The following is an 18,580-nucleotide window of genomic DNA, read 5'->3' as shown; positions in this document are numbered from 1 at the left end:
CCCTTTGCCGGCTTCTGTTCCAGTCCGGTCAACACTTCCCACATAAGCCGGACGTTAACCTTTAACAGGTATTGCAGTGACGTGGAAAGCCCTGTCTGACCTGTACGTGATGGTTTTCCTCCGCTTCTCTGTATGCTTTATTATGTAGCAGGCTTGCTTTATCACTCCATATTTCGGAAGAACCGATGAAATGCTGAAAAGGCAGATTGATACGAAGCCTGTCCATCAGCCTGTCTTTCCTCTTCTGCAAACAACTTCCCATATCATCAGTGTCTGTAAACTGTTTTCATGCAGCCAAAGCGGACACATGCTCTTCTGGCTTCTAAAAGAAGCCTGATTGACTTGCAGCAGGTGCTCTTTCTGCGCATTACCAACGCCCTTTTGAGGCCCAATTAAGCACCTTTTACAAATGGCCTAATAACCAGCTGATTGACTGTCGGTTACAATTTTTCTTTTTGTACGTGTGTTTTTATGTTCGCAGATGATTTGTTTGAATTGTGTAATGACTTTTCAATGTCTTATCTGTTTTTCCAACGTGTTAATGAAAAGGTTTTTGTATCGGAGGAGGATAACAGGATAGACTGTTGACGGTCTTGGCTGTGTTTTTGTTGAATGAATCACTTCTGTTCTTCCGTTAAAGCTATACGAAAAGCATCCGCACAACGGAAGAACCAAAAGAAAGGTGTGTTGAATCGCCATTCAACACACCTTGTTCTTCAGAGAGATATATAAAAAGAGTTGTGAAACCCTATTCTGCCGTGCGGCGGTCCTTGATGATGCCGACGGAGAGCGCACCGAGGATGAGGGCGACGCCGGCAACCACCATCATGTTGCTCTGTACGGAGCCCACCAGATGAAGCAGTACGCCGCCTACTGCAGCAGCAACGATCTGCGGTATGCAGATGGTGCCGTTGAAGAGACCGAGGTATGCCCCCATGTGTCCGTAGCCTTCCAGCGCATTCGTGACGAAGGTGAACGGCATGGCAAGCATTGCCGCCCAGGCGCAGCCGATGAGGACGAACGGGAGGAACAGCAGGTACTGGTCGTGGACGTAGGCCGCCATGGTGAAGCCGATGCCGCCTAAGACAAGCGAAAGGGCGTATGCCATCTTGCGGTTCTTGAACTGTGGGAGCACCATTGCCCATGCTACGGAGCCGATGGCCTGCACGGCAAAGAGGATGCCCACCCAGTTGCCGGCTTCCTGATAGCCCGTGGTTGTGGTGGCGTCAGCTGCAAACATATCCACGCCCCAGCAGTTGGCTGCCACGGTGCCGTTGGTGTAAGTCCACATATACATGAAGGCAAACCAGCAGAAGAACTGTACCAGGCCCACTTTCCAGAAGGTGGCCGGCGCATTCTTCAGGAGGGTGATCATGCTTGCCTTCGATTCATTGTTGGCCTTCTTCAGGCTGTGGTACTTAGCATATTCCTCCGGTGGCATTTCCTTTACCTTGGCAGTCGTGTAGATGACACAGAGGATGAGAATGGCCGCACCGATATAAAAGGAATAGACCACGGAGTCGGGGATGACTCCCAGCGGCGCCTGGTTGGAGATGCCCAGCAGGGTGAAGAAGTAGGGGAAAACGTAGCCCGCAATGGATCCGGCGTTGCAGAGGAACGACTGTATGGAGTAGGCGAGCGTCTTCTGCTTCTCGTTGACCATGTCGCCCACCAGCATCTTGAACGGTTGCATGGCCATGTTGATGCTCGTGTCGAGAAACATCAGCGAGAGCAGTCCGAAGACCATTGCCGTCGATACCGCCATGCCGAACGACCCGGCATTGGGCAGCAGGCACATCACGAGGACGGCAACGGCAGCCCCGATGAAGAGATAGGGGATGCGCCGTCCGAAGCGTGTCCATGTCTTGTCGGACAGTGTCCCGACGATCGGCTGTACGATGATGCCCATCAGCGGCGGGAGTATCCAGAAATAGCTGAGTTTATGCGGGTCAGCACCCAGTGTCGCGAAGATGCGGGAGATGTTTGCGCTTTGCAGCGCATAGGCAATCTGCACTCCGAAGAATCCGAAACTGAGATTCCAGAGCTGCCAGAAACTTAAGTTAGGCTTTTGCTTCATTGTTGTATTTGTTTTTAGGCCTCCCCGAATCCTCCAGAGGAGGGGGAGGCGGTTATAGGCGGTTATAGGCAGTTATAGGCAGTTATAGGCGGTTATAGGTGGTTGTAGGCGATGATAGGCGTTGATGCGGTGATGATGGGCGTTGATGAGCCTTCTGCAGACGGGCTTCCGTAGGTATTCCCCTCCTTCGGAAGGGTTGGGGGACTTACTTTGTTGTCCCCCTGATGATCAGCCTTGTCCTTACCACCCGTTTCTCCACCCGGTCCTTCGGCAAGGCACCCTCCACCTGATCGATGAGGATGTTGGCAGCCTCTTCGCCCACCTGTGTCCCGCGCTGCTCTACGGTTGTCAGCATCGGTTCGCAGGCCACGGCACGCTCTCCGTTGGTGAATCCGCAGATGGAGATATCCTCCGGCACACGGTAGCCCATGCGCTTGCAGGAATAAAGGATGCCGATGGCAGTGTCGTCGTTGACGGCGAAGAAAGCGTCTGGAGGGGTGGCCAGGCTCATGATGTCGGGGGTGATGGCCTCTGCGTCAGCCCGGTTGTCACAGTTCCTTATCAGGAGGTCGTCGGGCCGCATACCGTGCTTGAGCAGAGCGTCGCGGTAGCCGTTGTAGCGGTTTTTGCCGATCTCCATGGTCAGTGTCGTGCCGTAGAAGGCAATATGTCTGCATCCCGTATCGATGAGATGGGTGACGGCAGCGTACGCCCCCATGTAGTCGTCGACGACGACCCGGCTGGCATTGACGCCCGTGCAGATGCGGTCGTAGAAGACGACAGGGACACCGTGCTTGAGCAGCCGCTGGAAATGGTCGTACTTGGTCGTATTCTTGGCCTGTGACACGATGATGCCGCATACCTTGCTCTCTGAGAACGCCTGACAGATTTTCACTTCGTCTTCGTAGTTCTCCCGGCTCTGTGCAACCATCAGCCGGTAGCCTCGTGCCGAAGCCTCTTCCTCGATTCCCGAGAGGATGGATGAAAAATAGAAATGGGAGAGCTGCGGGATGATGACGCCGATGATTTTGATGGGCTGCACCTTGCTCTTCCGCAGACTTTCAGCAATGATGTTCGGAGAAAAATAATGTTCGCGCGCATACCTCTTTATTTCCTCCCGCTTCTCGACGGAAATCCGGGGGCTGTCTTTGAGGGCGCGGGACACTGTCGCCACGGAAACACCAAGGTCCCGTGCGATATCCTTCATCGTTATGCTGGGTGTGTCAACCATTCGATTTAGCTGTTCTTAGCCTGATTGTTGTTTTGGTCACGCAAATATACACATTTTTCACAAATCGTTTGACCTATGTCAATTTATTAATTCATAATTTATTTGTGCAAACGTTTGCGCAGACTAAATAACATTTTCAAAGACAAAAAAGTGTGAAATCCCTCAAACTCGATTAACTTTGCAGCAGATAAGCCAATGCTATCGGCTATTAACCGACCTTGACGAAGTGTATATAAAATAACTTTAATCAATTTATAATCTTTTAATTAACAAAAATGATGAAGCAGGTAAAATGCAAATTTCCTGTCAGGATGCTGACCCTTCTGCTGGGTCTGTTCCTTTCAGTCAGTGCTTTTGCACAGTCTACTGTTACTGGACAGGTGAAGGATGCTGCCGGCGAGCCCGTCATTGGTGCTTCCGTCCTTATCAACGGAACATCCAACGGTACGGTGACCGACCTTGACGGTAACTTCTCTGTCAACGTACAGCCCGGTGCAACCTTGACAATCTCCTACATTGGTTATCAGAAGCAGCAGGTCGCTGCATCCAATGGCATGGTCGTCACGCTCAAGGAAGACGTGGCACAGCAGATGAACGAAGTCGTTGTCATCGGTTACGGTGCTGTGAAGAAGAGCGACCTTACCGGTTCTGTCACGGCTCTGAAGCCGGACGGCAAGAACAAGGGCCTGGTTGTCAATGCGCAGGATATGCTCGCCGGCAAAGTTGCCGGTGTGAGCGTCACCAATGACGGCGGTACGCCGGGTGGCGGTTCTAACATCCGTATCCGTGGCGGTTCGTCACTGAATGCTTCCAACAGTCCGTTGATTGTCATCGACGGTGTGGCTATGGACCAGACTGGTGTCAAGGGTGTGGCCAATCCGCTCTCTCTCGTCAATCCGCAGGATATTGAGTCGTTCAACGTCCTGAAGGACGCTTCCGCTACAGCTATCTACGGTTCACGTGGTTCGAATGGTGTCATCATCATCACCACCAAGAAGGGCCGTCGCGGTATGCAGATTTCTTATAACGGCAGCTTTACCGTCAGCACGAAGTCGAAGAACCTTGACGTGCTGTCGGCTGATGAGTACCGTGACCTGATAAAGAGCAAGTACGGTACGGCACTGTACACGCTGGACGCTAACGGCAACAAGGTCCCGACAGCTTACGGAAGCCTGGGCAAGGCCAATACCAACTGGCAGAACGAAATCTTCCGTACCGCCATCGGCCACGACCACAACGTAGCTGTGTCCGGTCAGGCTGCCAACTGGCTGCCTTACCGTGTCAGTGCGGGATATACCAACCAGCAGGGTATCGTCAAGACCTCCAGCTTCGAGCGTTTCACGGGTGCCCTGACATTAAGCCCTTCTCTTCTGAACGACCACTTGAAGGTCACCCTGAATGCCAAGGGTATGTGGACCAAGAACCGCTACGCTGACGGCGAGGCCATCAAGGCTGCACGTCAGTTCGACCCGACACAGCCTGTCTATGCAGACGGTTTCAACAACTTCGGCGGTTATTACCAGTGGACGGATGACGGTACAGCCCTCAACGATCCGACATGGCCGATGACATTCTATTCTCTGGCAACCAAGAACCCGGTGTCTATCCTCAACCTGAAGAACGACCGTGCCATCAGCCGCGACTTCCTCGGCAGTGCGGATATCGACTATAAGGTACACGGCTTTGAGGACCTGCGCCTCCACGTGACGGCAGGCCTTGATGTTGCAAAGGGACGCCAGGTAACGGATGTCGATCCGGCTTCCCCGCTGGCTGTCTACTATGGCTCATACGGCTGGGAGTCACAGTTGAAGCGCAATATGCAGCTGTCTGCTTACGCACAGTACTACCACGACTTCAACGACAAGGCCAAGAACCACTTTGACATCATGGCCGGCTACGAGTGGGCACACTTCTGGCACAACACCCATAACTCTTACTGGAGCTTCTATCCTTCGACGAACAAGGACACCAGCCTTGCCGGCAAGGAGCGCAACCGCACTTACTATGACTATGCGACGGAAAACTACCTCGTTTCTTTCTTCGGCCGTGCCAACTGGTCTCTGATGGATGGCCGCTACATGGTGACGGCAACAGTACGTGACGACGGTTCTTCCCGTTTCCAGGACCACTGGGCTGTGTTCCCGTCCTTCGCCTTCGCATGGCGCATGAACGAGGAGAACATGCTGAAGCAGATCGACTGGCTGTCCGACCTGAAGCTCCGTCTCAGCTGGGGTATGACCGGTCAGCAGGAAGGGATCGGCGACTACAACTATTTCGCTGTGTACGAAATGAACACAGGCAACGACTCTTACTATCCAATTGCCGGGGACGGCTCTCTGGCCCGTCCGAAGGCGTATGATCCGACACTGAAGTGGGAGACGACCACCTCCTATAACATAGGTCTTGACTGGGGTGTCCTCAGGCAGCGTCTTTCCGGTACCGTCGACTGGTACTACCGCAAGACCAGCGACCTCCTCAACAAAGCGACCGTATCGGCGGGCTCCAACTTCCGCAACGAGGTGATGAGCAACATCGGATCGATGTACAACACGGGTGTCGAGGCAAGCATTCACTGGCTGGCTGTGAACTCCAAGGACATCAACTGGACGATGGATTACAACTTCACCTACAACTACAACAAGATCACCGACCTCAACGGTGGTTCTGACCCTGACTATTACGTTCCTACAGGCGGTATCTCTGCCGGCACAGGCGGAAACATCCAGGCGCAGCACGTAGGCAATGCAGTCAATTCTTTCCACGTGTTCCAGCAGGCATACGACAAGAACGGAAAGCCGCTGGAGGGTGTTGTCGTAGACCGCAACGGCGACGGCAAGATCACCGATGCAGACAAGTACTACTACAAGAAACCGGCAGCTCCTGTCACCATGGGCTTTGCTTCCCGCCTCGAGTACCATAACTGGGATCTCGGCTTCGCACTCCGTGCAAGCATCGGCAACTATGTCTACAATGACGCTTTTGCAAGTACTTCCAATATGTCGACTTCGGATCTTTTCCCGAAAGGCAAGTTCCTTGTAAACCGTCCTTCAGAAGTTGTGGGTGACAACTGGCTGTCAAATGATCCGACCTCAACACAGAGTGACTACTGGGTACAGAACGCTTCCTTCCTGAAGATGGACAACGTGACACTGGGTTACAGCTTCGCGAACCTTCTCAAGCAGGGTTCATGGAACGGTATCTCCGGCCGTATCTACGGAACTGTCAACAACGTGTTCTGCATCACCAAGTATAAGGGTCTCGACCCGGAGGTGTTCAACGGCATTGACAACAACCTCTATCCGCGTCCTATCTCGTTCATCCTGGGGTTGAACCTGAATTTCTAAATCTATTAAAGAGTTAAGACAATGAATACTAAATTCAAATATATGTTCTCTGCGGCAGCGCTTCTGCTGTCTGTAGGACTCTCCTCTTGTACGGGTGACCTGGATGTCAAGCCGATTGACCCGAACCTCAATACGAAGGAGAATACGCCGGCAGAAAGCTCGTTCAACAAGTGTTATGCCCACATTGCCATGGCCGGAAACGGCGGTGCCAACGGCGACTGTGATGTTGACGGTATCGACGGTGGTACGAGTGGTTACATCCGTCAGCTGTTCAACTCGCAGGAGCTGCCAACCGACGAGGCCATCTGCTCATGGGGAGACGAGGGTGTTGCCAACTTCAACTTCAACACCTACGATGCGTCCAACCCCATGCTGAAGGGATTTTATAACCGTCTTTGTGTGGGTATCACCTACTGCAACCAGTATCTGTCAGATTACGGCGACTACAACGCAACGATGTCGGCAGAGGTACGCTTCATCCGTGCGCTGAACTATTATTATCTGTTGGATGAATGGGGAAATGTTCCTTTCACGACAGCTATCTCTTCAACGAAACCTCCGCGTATCAAGCGTGCTGACCTCTACAAATGGCTGGTCGGCGAGCTGAAGGAGATTGAACAGGGACTGAACGAACCGCAGCCCAAGGTTTCTTCCACCCAGGGTTACGGCCGTGTTGACAAGGCTGCAGCCTGGCTGCTTCTGGCACGTCTCTACATGAATGCCGAGGTATATACCGGCACTGCCGACTGGGCAGATGCGAAGACCTATGCCAAGAAAGTCATCGACTCTCCTTACAAGCTCTACACTGCGAAGAAGGGACAGTGGAGTGCCTACCAGCAGCTGTTCATGGGAGACAATGGTGAGAACGGTTCCTCCGTTGAGGCCATCTTCCCGATTCTGCAGGATGGCAAGAAGACCACTTCATGGGGTACGACCCTCTTCCTCATGGCAGGTTGCAACGACAACAAGGAGCGTGTGAAGAGTGCCACGGAAAAGGGCAACAACACCACAGAAGGATGGGCCGGCAACCGTATGCGTCCCGACCTTGTACAGAAGTTCTTCCCGAACAACGATGCTCCCAATATCAGTGCATATGCCATGCCGGCGGCAGCCGACGACGACCGTGCCCTCTTCGACGGTGACGGACGCAACGTTACCAACGGCGATGATGAGAATGGCGTGAAGGTGTTTACCAACGGCTTCTCTGTCTGCAAGTTCAACAACTTCAAGACGGACGGTTCTGCCGGACACGATTCCAAGTTCCCTGATGCCGACTTCTTCCTTATGCGTGCTGCCGAGGCTTACCTGATGTATGCCGAGGCTGATGCCCGCCAGAACGGCGGTACGACGACCGCCGATGGTGCGAAGTACATCAACGAACTCCGCAGCCGTGCTCATGCAACGACCCATACAGCTTACTCTCTCCGCCAGATCTGCGACGAGTGGAGCCGCGAGTTCTACTTCGAGGGCCTGCGCCGTACGACGCTGATCCGCTTCGGCTATTTCGGCGGCAACATCAACTACAACTGGAGCTGGAAGGGCGGTGTGAAGAACGGCCGTAACTTTGATGCTCACCTCAACCTCTTCCCGATTCCTACGAGCGACCTGACAGCCAACGGCAATCTGGCACAGAACCCGGGGTATTCATCGAAGTGACACGTACAGAACAATAGAAAGCAAAACGATTAAAGAACAATCAATATGAAATCAATAATAAAGTCATCATTGCTGTTGTGTGCAAGTGTGGCGCTGTTCTCTGCCTGCGAGAAGGATCTGGACAACAATCCGACCCTCCAGACACCGAAAACCTTCACGCTGAATACACCTGCATACGCAGCCCAGACAGTCGACCTGAAGGTTGCCAATGGCCTGAACTTCAGTTGGTCACAGCCGGATTACGGCTTCCCGGTATCGGCTGAGTACGGTATGCAGTTCTCTACCACCAATAAGTGGACGAAGTCTGTCGACCAGGTGGTGGATATGGATAGCGAGCGGGGCGACTATGCGCCTGTAGGTTCGCCGACAACGACTTGCTCTACATCGGTCTCTGCTGCCGACCTTGCTACGGCCGTCGAGAAGATGGAACGTTATGAAGAGGGAAAGGCTCCTGCCAGCCAGGAACTTTATGCGCGTGTCTATTCATTGGTGAAAGGTGATACCATTTACTCCAATCCGGTGAAGGTGAGCGTTGCTCCTTACTATGTTGAACTTTCCGACGCACCGGTCGAGACGTGGTACCTCGTCGGCGGATCGTTCGGTGACGGTTCCTGGGGCAACAGTCAGGTGGTTCCATTGCTGCCTATGGAGGGCCAGGAGTATGACAAGAAGACCGGAAAGGGTGTCATCTCCTGGACGGGTTACCTGTCAACAGCCGGCTTCAAGCTGAAGAAGAATCCTTCAAGCTGGAATGACGGTCAGGTCGGTCAGGGTGCAAGCTTCGGCGACTTCAAGTACAACGACGGTGGTTCCGGAGATATTATAGTTCCGGAAGCAGGTTACTACACGATTACTTACGATACGAAGAATTTGAAGTTGAAAATCGAGAAGTACACGGGAGCAGCACCTACTGCCTATGCCTCGATGGCACTTCCAGGCAAACATGACAGCTGGAATGCTGCCGGCGGCACGCCGCTGACAGCCGAGACCTCGGTCGTTGAGAACCACGACTGGAAGGGTACCGTGACCTTCACGGAGAAGTCTACCGGTGCCGACGGCGAGGGCTGCAAGTTCGCTGCCAACGGGGCCTGGGACGACAACTGGGGTGCTGAGGCGTTCCCTTACGGTGTTGCCACCAAGGGCGGAAAGAACATCCGTAACAAGAAGGGCACCTACACGGTCTACTTCAACGATATTACGGGTCAGTATTCTTTTGTAAAGCAATAGTTTATTAAGGATGATTACAGGGGACGTGCCGGCAGGCACAACCATGGCGGCGCGTCCTCCTCACATAACAAGAAGAATCGAAATGAAGAAATTGTTTATCATGGCAAGTGCCGCGTTGCTGCTGGCAAGTTGCGGTAACGATGAATATGAAGAGTGGGCTAAGCCACAGGCCAACGGTGCAGAGACAGCCGGCGAAGTGAAATTTACCGTCGCTGAAGCACCGGCCATCGATTTCAAGACGGAGACGGCCGACTCAGTCCAGCTGTTCGTTCCGACGTTGGTTTCTGCAGATGCCGTAACTTCCCAGACGTTGACGGCCGTACTCTCCAGCAACAGCAAGACGGCGACACTGAATGCCAGTGAGGGCGGAAAGGTGAAGAGTTCAGAACTCGTCTCCGCCGTAGAGAACCTCTATGGCAAGAACGGCGACCTGCACGAAGTGGCTGTCGCTGTTACGAACAAGGTGAGACTGCAGCGTGGCGAGGGCTTTTCACTCACACAGAACGTGAAGGCAAAGGTCACCTGTGTCGCACCGGCTTTCACGCAGTATCTGTACATGTCGGGCGATGCCAACGGCTGGTCGTTCAGTAATCCGCTCTATAGCCCTGATGCCGACGGCAAGTACACGGGCTTCATGTACCTCAACCAGAACGGCTTCAAGTTCGCTACCCAGCAGGACTGGAACGGTACCGATTATGGCGAAGGACTCGTCGAGAAAGGTGGCAACATCGTCATGACAGAGCCTGAGGGCTTCTACAAGGTGGATGTCGACCTCACGTCACAGGCACTTACCTACACTGCTATCAACCGTGTCGGTATCATCGGTTCTGCAACAGCAGGCGGATGGGACAGCGACCAGGCAATGACCTACAACGCAACAGACAAGTGCTGGGAAATCAAAGGCATCACACTGACTGAGGGTGAGATAAAATTCCGTGCCAACGAAGCCTGGGATTTAGACTGGGGCGGCTCATTGGCCGACATTACTCTCAAGGGCGGCAATATCAAGGTTGCAGCCGGTAAGTACAACATCAAACTCTACCTTCTGTGTGATACCAAGTCTCATTGCACAATGGAAGTAGCTCCATAAATACAGGATTTATAAATTGAGAAAGAGGTGTATCGGTGTGAAAGCTGATGCACCTTTTTTGTTGGACGAATGAAACGGATGGAACGTTTCTTTGGGGAATGTCGGTGGAAACCCGCACAGAATTGAAAATACGAGTGCAAACGTTTGCATCAAGATTTTGCATGGCAGAAGGACAATATGTCGTGTGGCAGATGATTAATGGTTACCTTTGTACCTACTGACAATGGCTGAATGTGTCATTTAGAGTATGGGATATATCGGAGTGTTGCGGTGGAATCTTTTATCCCCTTGACTCCTTTTATTCTTCCTGACTCCAGAGACAGACGAACTAAAAATTGAGATCTATATGAAACGAATGTTAGCAGGTGCATTTACTTTGGCACTCTCTCTCTGTTCTATGGCACAGGGAGTACAGGGCTGGCCGGCCGGCTACGGCGGCGTGATGCTGCAGGGCTTCTACTGGGATTCATTCGACGACTCCCAATGGACGGTGTTGGAGAAGAAAGCCGACGATTTCGCCGGCTGCTTCGACCTTGTATGGGTGCCGCAGAGCGGCAAGGCGGCTGCATCGAAGTCGATGGGCTATGATCCGCTTTATTACTTCAACCAGAACTCCTCGTTCGGTACGGAGGCGGAGCTCCGCAGCATGATAAAGACTTTCAAGGCAAAAGGCATCGGGACCATCGCCGATGTCGTCATCAACCATCACGGCACGAACAGCGGCTGGTTCGGCTTCCCTGCCGAGGCCTACAAGGGGGTGACTTATCAGCACCGTTCTACGGATGTCTGTGCCAACGACGACAATGGGAAAGCGGCCGTTGAGGCCCGCCGTATAGGGGTGCAGCTTAGTCCGAACGATGACGAAGGAGAGGGATGGGACGGTATGCGCGACCTCGACCACAAGCAAGCGAACGTGCAGAAAATCGTGAAGGCATACGAGAATTACCTGCTCAACGATCTCGGTTATGCCGGCTTCCGTTATGACATGGTGAAGGGCTTTGCCGGTTCGCACATCGGCGACTATAATGCGGCTGCCAACGTGAAGTACTCTGTCGGCGAGTACTGGGACGGCAATGCCAATACGGTGAAGTCGTGGATCGACGCCACCGGCAAGAAGAGCGCGGCCTTCGACTTCGCCTTCCGCTATACGGTGCGTGATGCCGTCAATGCCGACGACTGGCGGAAGCTCGCAGGGGCATCGGGGCTTACGGTCGAGGATGGGAAGTACCGGCAGTATGCCGTCACCTTTGTTGAGAACCATGATATGCAGTATCGTTCGGCTTCCGAACCTCAGGATCCCATCCGCCGGGACACGCTTGCCGCGAATGCCTATCTGCTGGCAATGCCGGGCACGCCTTGTGTGTTCTATGCCCATTACCTGGCTTATCCGAAGGAAATCAAGGCGATGATCGCCGCCCGCAAGCTGGCTGGCGTGACGAATACGAGCAGCTATCTGCCCTACCGTTCCTCGAAAGACTACTATGCCAATACCGTCGAGGGAACGAACGGCAAGTTGCTGGTGGTTGTCGGCAAGGGTGCCAACGGGCTGTCTGTATCCCCGGGGCGTTATGCAAAGCTGCTCAGCGGCTATCACTATGCTTACTATCTCGCCCGTGAGGCAGAGACACCATGGGCGGACAAGGCAAGCGGTACGTATGAGACTGAGGATTTGAAAGTAAAGCTGACGGCTGTGTCAGCTCATGCGGATGCCAGGCTTGTTTATACAACGAACGGTACGACACCCACGGCAGGCAGCACACAGGTAGCTTCAGATACTGAGATAACCATCCCCGAGGGTGAGACGACCTTGAAGGTGGCACTGCTCGTCAATGGAGTTGTGGGCAAGGTCATTACCCGCTCCTACAAAGTGAAACGCCCCGTACCGTTCACGCCGCAGACCATCCGGGTCTATGTGAATGCCGATAAGGTGGGCTGGAACAGCTACGTGAACTATCACTCCTGGGGCGGCACGCACAAGGGTACGGCGTGGCCGGGCGACCGTGTGACGACAGCGGAAACCAAAGACGGAAAGAAATGGTACTATAAGGACTATACCCTCAACAATGCAGACGACTACGTGAACTTCGTGTTCTGCATCGGAACAGCAGCTACTGCGAGCGACAACCAGACGCTGGATGTCGAGCGGGTGAAGAAGACCTCCTACTTTGAAATCTCCTCAACGAAGGAGAACGGGAAGTTTACGCTTACTGACAAGACGGCTGCCATGGGCATTGACAATGTGCAGGCTGGCAGGAATGTGGCAGACAGTGCTTATTATACGCTCTCCGGCCAGCGGCTTTCCGCCCGTCCGGTGCAGCGCGGCATTTACATCCATGCCGGGCGGAAGATAGTCGTCCGGTAGGGAATCTGCCGCATCGGGAGACATGAGGACAAGACAACGATTCAAGTAATATTTTAATGACGACAGGCAATGGCGGGCACGTGTGTGTCCGCCTTTTTCGTGACAGGACCGTCAGGCTCTGGATGCAGTGGCAAGGTCTTTCACGGGGTGGAGACACACATGGGAGGAGGTCTCGTCGGCGGGTGTTGTCTTCAGAACGCTGCATCCGATAATTCCTTGTCGGCCGGGAACATCATTCCCAGGCGTTGGGAACAGGTTTCCCAGGCGTTGGGAACTCGGTTCCCAACCGGTTGGGAATATCTGTCTGTGCAGCCTGCTGACGGTTCCTTTTTGCACCTTCAGAGAATCAAAGTGTCACGTCTTCTGTTCCGTCCGGCTCGGAATCGGCGGGGGAGGTGGCTTTGTGAAGCTAAAGTTTGTTAAACCGTCTGTTTTTGCTGATTGGTTTTAGAAAGCTATTGATATTTTTCCTATATTTGCGATGTGGATCCATTACACGCCATTCAAGACACTGCTTATGGCAACAGCACTGGTTATCATAGAACTGCTGATCGTCTTGTCCTTGATTTTCATCGGCACACGTATCGGAGGCATCGGGCTGGGAGTCTTTGGCATGGTGGGGGTGTTTGTCCTTGTCTACGGCTTCCGCCTCACGCCCGGCACGCCCCCCGTTGATGTCATGATGATTATCGTAGCCGTCATTACGGCGGCCTCAGCCCTTCAGGCCTCAGGCGGTCTGGACTATCTTGTGGGGGTAGCGGCAAGGTTTCTCCGGCATCATCCGGATCACATTACTTATTTCGGGCCGATTATCTGCTGGCTGTTCTGTGTCGTGGCAGGTACTGCCCATACATCCTATTCCCTGCTGCCGATCATTTCGGAGGTTGCGCAAGCCAACAAGATACGTCCGGAGCGTCCGCTGAGCCTCAGCGTGATAGCGGCCTCGCTCGGCATCACCTGCAGTCCTGTGAGTGCGGCCACGGCGGCACTGATCAGCCAGGATCTGCTGGGAGCCAAAGGGATAGAACTGGGGACGGTGCTGATGGTCTGTGTGCCGACGGCCTTCCTGTCTATACTTGTCGCTGCGTTCGTAGAGAACCATGTCGGCAAGGAGCTGGAAGAGGATCCGGAGTATAAGCGGCGGGTGGCTGCCGGCCTCATCAGTCCGGATGAAGTCCGGGAGGCAGGTGTCGTGGCCGGGACGGAGAACAGTCGGGCTGCGAAGCGTTCTGTTCTCGCCTTCCTCTTCGGTGTGGCGGTGGTAGTCGTCTTCGGCTTCTTTCCAGGGCTTCGTCCGGAGGGGGTGTCGATGAGTCAGACGATAGAGATGATCATGATGTCTGATGCCGCCCTGATACTGCTCGTCGGAAAAGGGAAAGTGGGGGATGCAGTCAATGGCAATGTCTTCAAGGCAGGCATGAATGCGGTGGTCGCCATCTTCGGTGTAGCCTGGATGGGCAACACCTTCTACATGGGCAACGAGAAAGTCCTGGATGCGGCCTTGTCTTCCATGATCACTTCCGCACCGATACTCTTCGCCGTGGCGCTTTTCCTGTTGAGCATCATGCTCTTCTCGCAGGCGGCAACGGTGACGACACTTTACCCTGTCGGCATTGCCTTGGGGGTGAATCCGTTGTTGCTCATTGCCATGTTCCCTGCCTGCAATGGCTACTTCTTCCTTCCGAACTATCCTACGGAGGTGGCTGCCATCGATTTCGACAGGACGGGTACGACGCACGTGGGCAGGTATGTCGTCAACCACAGCTTCCAGCTGCCGGGATTCATTACCACGGTGGTGTCCATCGGGCTGGGGGTGCTGGTGATACAGTTCCTGTAGGAGGAAAAGGCGGTGAGGATAAGCTCCTCCAAAGGAGGAAGATGCGGCAGGTGCTGATGGCTGTAAACAGGATGTCTGTCTAGCTTTTCCACCTGCCGGTGCCTATGTCCCTTCAGGCAGATACATTTTAATAATTTTCAGTTCTTATGAGAATCTTCAAGATTACATTCCTGACACTGATGGCAGTGGTGATGCCGGCAGCTGCCATGGCGCAGACCCCCAGGTCCCGCATCATCGCTGCAGGAGATACCATTGCCGGCGTGTCTGCATCGTCTACAGGTTCGGCATACGGTGCTGGGCAGGCGGACATCCTGTCGCTGACAGAAGCTGTTCCTCAGGGAAAGGACATTGCGGACGTGACCGGTGGGCAGCTTGCCAACGCTGACAGTCAGGATATGAACGATGAGGTATGGCTGAAGCTCGCCAAGCGTGTGGACGACCCTTTGAACAGGGAGGGGTATGACGGTGTGCTGATTACGCACGGCACTGATACTATGGAGGATACCGCCTGCCTCCTTTCGCTGACGGTCCACTCTGACAAGCCGGTAGTCCTTGTCGGGGCCATGCGCCCCTCGACGGCTGCCTTTGCTGACGGGCCGGCCAACCTCTACAACGGTGTCTGCACACCCGTCGACCTGTCTTCGGAAGGACACGGTGTGGCGGCCTGCATGAAAAACGAATTGTCTTCAGCGAAGGCACTCATCAAGTACCATACGACAGACCGTTCCGCTTCAGCCAATCAAGATCCAACGACATGAAAAAGAATCTATTATGTGCCTGTCTGCTTGCTCTCTCTCTGGGTGCAGAGGCACAGGACAACCATGGTTATGGAGCCGACGACGGACAGTTCAAGTCGCTGGCCGAAGAGGTTGCCGGCCTGAAAAAACACAACGATATGTTCAATGTCTACATCAACTATGCTGCCAGCGTGCAGGCGAAGTCTGATGCTGACCACAAGTGGGGTACGGCCTTTGCCAACAGGCTGCTCCGTCTGGAAATAAAAGGTAACCTGACCGACAGGCTTTACTACCGTCTGCGTCACAGGCTGGACAAGTCGAACGAAGCCAAGGGGGAAGATAATTTTGCCAAGGCTACCGACATCATGATGATCGGTTACAGGTTTTCCGACAAGTTCAAGCTGGAAGGCGGTAAGCTGTGTCAGACCTGGGGCGGTTTCGAGTATGATGAAAACCCGCTGCATATCTATGAATTCTCGGAACTTGCAGGAGCACTTGACATCTACATGGCCGGTGTGATAGCAACCTGCAGGCCGGTTCCCTCACAGGAACTTGCTCTTGGAGTCACCAATTCCCACAATGAGAAATTCAACGAGGTGTACGGTGACAATCCCATGGCTGTGGAGGCTGACGGAACACACACCAGAGCACTGGAAAAGTCGCACAACCCGCTTACCTACATCGTAAACTGGAACGGCAGCTTCCTGCATGACAGGCTTCAGACCCGCTGGTCGTGGGGATTGCAGGGAGAGGCACGCCATAAATACAGCCGTATGGTCTTTCTGGGACAGAAACTGAACCTTGACAGGATACAGTGGTACTTTGACTATATGGGTGAGTTCGACGGACTGGACCGTCTGGGAATAGCGACAGGTGATGTCGCACCTTCTGTTACAGGATTCTCGGGCAGGGTCTGGCTCAGCGACGTACACTACAACTCGTTCGTGACAAAGCTCAACTGGCAGTTCGCCCCACAGTGGAATCTCATGCTGAAAGGAGCGTCCGAGCAGGTCAGTGTGAAGAAGACGGAACGGCTCAAGGACTTCCGCAAGAGCTATAGTTACATCGGCAGTGTGGAGTATTATCCTGTCAAGAGCCAGGACCTGCGTTTCTTCCTTGCTTACATCGGCAGGAAAGTGACTTACAAGGAGGGAGTCGGACTCGACAGGTACAATACCAACCGCATCGAGCTGGGATTCATGTACAGAATCAAGGCTTACTAAAGGAGAAAACGTACAGGAACAGAACAACAGGCTGAAGGTGTGTCAGATATCCCTAACACAGAGACTTTCGGAACAGTCGCATCATAACACTGACTTTAACAGAAAAGAACAACAATACTAACTTTATCAATTAAAATCATGGAAGAAAAGAAATTTCGTGTAGAAAGCGACCTCCTGGGCGAGCTTCAGGTACCGGAGGAGGCTTATTACGGCGTGCAGACACAGCGTGCCATCAACAACTATCACATCTCGCGCAAGCGTATGTGCGACTATCCCGACTACGTTGTCGCCATTGCGTACGTCAAGCTGGCTGCCGTGGAGACCAACCGCCAGCTGGGTGAAATCAGCGATGAGGTGGCTGATGCCATGGCACAGGCATGCCGGGAAATCATCGCCGGCAAGATGCACGAGAACTTTGTGACTGACATGGTGCAGGGCGGTGCCGGCACATCCGTCAACATGAATGCCAATGAAGTGATTGCCAACCGTGCCTGTGAAATCATGGGACACAAGAAAGGCGAGTTCCAGTACTGTGCGCCCAACGACCATGCCAACTGCGGACAGTCTACCAATGATGTCTATCCGACGACCATCCGTCTGACACTTATCCTCTTGAACAAGAAACTGATAGAACATCTGAACCTGTTGATCGACGCCTTCCGCAAGAAGGGAGAAGAGTTCAAGAACGTCATCAAGATGGGACGCACACAGCTGCAGGATGCTGTGCCGATGACGAGCGGACAGGAGTTCAACGCCTTCGCCAACACCCTGGAGGAGGAAATCGCCAACCTCAACCGCAATGCGGCCCTCCTTCATGAAATCAACATGGGCGGTACGGCCATCGGCACGGGGTTGAACGCTGCCCCGGGCTTCCCGAAGATCTGTGCCCAGAAGCTCAGTGAGCTTACCGGCATGGAATTCGTAGCTGGTACCGATCTCGTTGAGGCGACACCTGACACAGGTGCATACGTCAGCTATTCCAGCGCACTGAAACGCCTGGCCGTCAAGCTGTCCAAGATCTGCAACGACCTCCGCCTCCTTGCTTCAGGTCCTCGCTGCGGTCTGAACGAGATCAACCTTCCCCCGATGGCACCGGGCTCAAGCATCATGCCGGGTAAGGTGAATCCTGTTATTCCCGAGGTGACCAACCAGACCTGCTTCAAGGTCATCGGCAACGATACGACGATCATGATTGCTGCCGAGGCCGGCCAGCTGCAGTTGAATGTCATGGAACCGATCATCACGGAGTGTCTGATCGAAGACCTGACATGGCTTCCGAATGCCATGGATACCCTGCGCGAGAAGTGTATCGACGGTATTACAGTGAACAAGGAGCGTTGCCTCGAAATGGTAAAGCATTCCATCGGCATCGTAACCGCCTTGAATCCCTATATCGGCTACAAGAACAGCACGAAGATCGCCAAGGAGGCGCTCGAAACCGGCGGGTCGGTCTACGACCTCGTGCTCGACCACAAGTTGCTGTCCAAGGAGAAGCTGGATGCCATCCTCTCTCCCGAGCACATGCTCAAATCGGAGGAACTCGTGAAGTAAACGGCAGGACCGAGGGTGTGTAAGCCCCCGATTCCGGCTAAAGGCAGCTGTCATTTATAAAGAACAACCGCTACCAACGAGTTGGCAACTCGGTGATAGCGGTTGCTTGGGTGTTTATGAGAGGTGGAAACGGTCAAACAGGAGAGGAGGTTTTTCTGAATCCCGGGTTTTGATCCGCCTTCGGTTCGCCGGCGCGGCAAAAAGTTTCCCCACCTCTTTTCTACTGAGCCTTCTTTTGGGTCAGT

Annotated in this window: 11 protein-coding genes and 1 pseudogene; 9 read left to right on the top strand and 3 right to left on the bottom strand. The window is 53.7% G+C overall.

The features are described 5' to 3' along the window. Window positions 1-748: 748 nt before the first annotated feature. Window positions 749-2,077: an MFS transporter gene (locus HMPREF9141_RS11970; protein WP_007369034.1), complete on the bottom strand. Its 1,329-nt coding sequence runs from the start codon at window positions 2,075-2,077 to the stop codon at window positions 749-751. Window positions 2,078-2,282: 205 nt separating this feature from the next. Then, on the bottom strand, window positions 2,283-3,308 hold the full coding sequence (locus HMPREF9141_RS11965; RefSeq protein ID WP_007369033.1) for a LacI family DNA-binding transcriptional regulator: 1,026 nt from the start codon (window positions 3,306-3,308) through the stop codon (window positions 2,283-2,285). A gap of 278 nt (window positions 3,309-3,586) precedes the next feature. On the opposite strand from HMPREF9141_RS11965, the gene HMPREF9141_RS11960 reads away from it, so the two are divergent. The 9 genes and pseudogenes from HMPREF9141_RS11960 to aspA all read left to right on the top strand — a co-directional run bounded on the left by HMPREF9141_RS11960 (window position 3,587) and on the right by aspA (window position 18,335). After that, the gene (locus HMPREF9141_RS11960) at window positions 3,587-6,652 is read left to right on the top strand and encodes a SusC/RagA family TonB-linked outer membrane protein (RefSeq protein WP_040555123.1); all 3,066 of its coding nucleotides are present in this window, start codon (window positions 3,587-3,589) and stop codon (window positions 6,650-6,652) included. A 21-nt stretch (window positions 6,653-6,673) separates the two neighbouring features. After that, window positions 6,674-8,308 carry a RagB/SusD family nutrient uptake outer membrane protein gene (locus HMPREF9141_RS11955; protein WP_007369031.1) on the top strand — a complete coding sequence of 545 codons (1,635 nt, stop codon included), beginning with the start codon at window positions 6,674-6,676 and terminating at the stop codon, window positions 8,306-8,308. Between the two features lie 45 nt (window positions 8,309-8,353). Further along, window positions 8,354-9,535, top strand: coding sequence for a SusE domain-containing protein (locus tag HMPREF9141_RS11950; RefSeq protein ID WP_007369030.1), 1,182 nt, complete (start codon window positions 8,354-8,356; stop codon window positions 9,533-9,535). A gap of 82 nt (window positions 9,536-9,617) precedes the next feature. Then, window positions 9,618-10,625 carry an Outer membrane protein SusF domain-containing protein gene (locus tag HMPREF9141_RS11945; RefSeq protein ID WP_040555121.1) on the top strand — a complete coding sequence of 336 codons (1,008 nt, stop codon included), beginning with the start codon at window positions 9,618-9,620 and terminating at the stop codon, window positions 10,623-10,625. Between the two features lie 346 nt (window positions 10,626-10,971). After that, window positions 10,972-12,987, top strand: a complete 2,016-nt coding sequence (locus HMPREF9141_RS11940; RefSeq protein ID WP_040554900.1) for an alpha-amylase family glycosyl hydrolase — start codon at window positions 10,972-10,974, stop codon at window positions 12,985-12,987. A 517-nt stretch (window positions 12,988-13,504) separates the two neighbouring features. Continuing rightward, window positions 13,505-14,824, top strand: a complete 1,320-nt coding sequence (locus HMPREF9141_RS11935; RefSeq protein WP_040555120.1) for an anaerobic C4-dicarboxylate transporter family protein — start codon at window positions 13,505-13,507, stop codon at window positions 14,822-14,824. Between the two features lie 146 nt (window positions 14,825-14,970). Beyond that, window positions 14,971-15,546: pseudogene (locus HMPREF9141_RS11930) on the top strand (asparaginase domain-containing protein); the annotation flags it as partial. Between the two features lie 32 nt (window positions 15,547-15,578). Beyond that, window positions 15,579-16,784: a porin gene (locus HMPREF9141_RS11925; protein WP_007369025.1), complete on the top strand. Its 1,206-nt coding sequence runs from the start codon at window positions 15,579-15,581 to the stop codon at window positions 16,782-16,784. A 138-nt stretch (window positions 16,785-16,922) separates the two neighbouring features. Next, window positions 16,923-18,335, top strand: a complete 1,413-nt coding sequence (gene aspA, locus HMPREF9141_RS11920; RefSeq protein ID WP_007369024.1) for an aspartate ammonia-lyase — start codon at window positions 16,923-16,925, stop codon at window positions 18,333-18,335. 50 nt (window positions 18,336-18,385) lie between these two features. Here the strand turns inward: aspA and HMPREF9141_RS13735 are convergent. Beyond that, a partial coding sequence (locus HMPREF9141_RS13735; protein ID WP_218916015.1) for a hypothetical protein occupies window positions 18,386-18,580 on the bottom strand: 195 nt, incomplete at its 5' end.

This window comes from Prevotella multiformis DSM 16608, assembly GCF_000191065.1.
In the GTDB taxonomy this organism is placed as follows: Bacteria; Bacteroidota; Bacteroidia; order Bacteroidales; family Bacteroidaceae; genus Prevotella; species Prevotella multiformis.
Note: the sequence above shows the minus strand (reverse complement) of the source record. Positions and strands in the feature narration are given on the sequence as shown.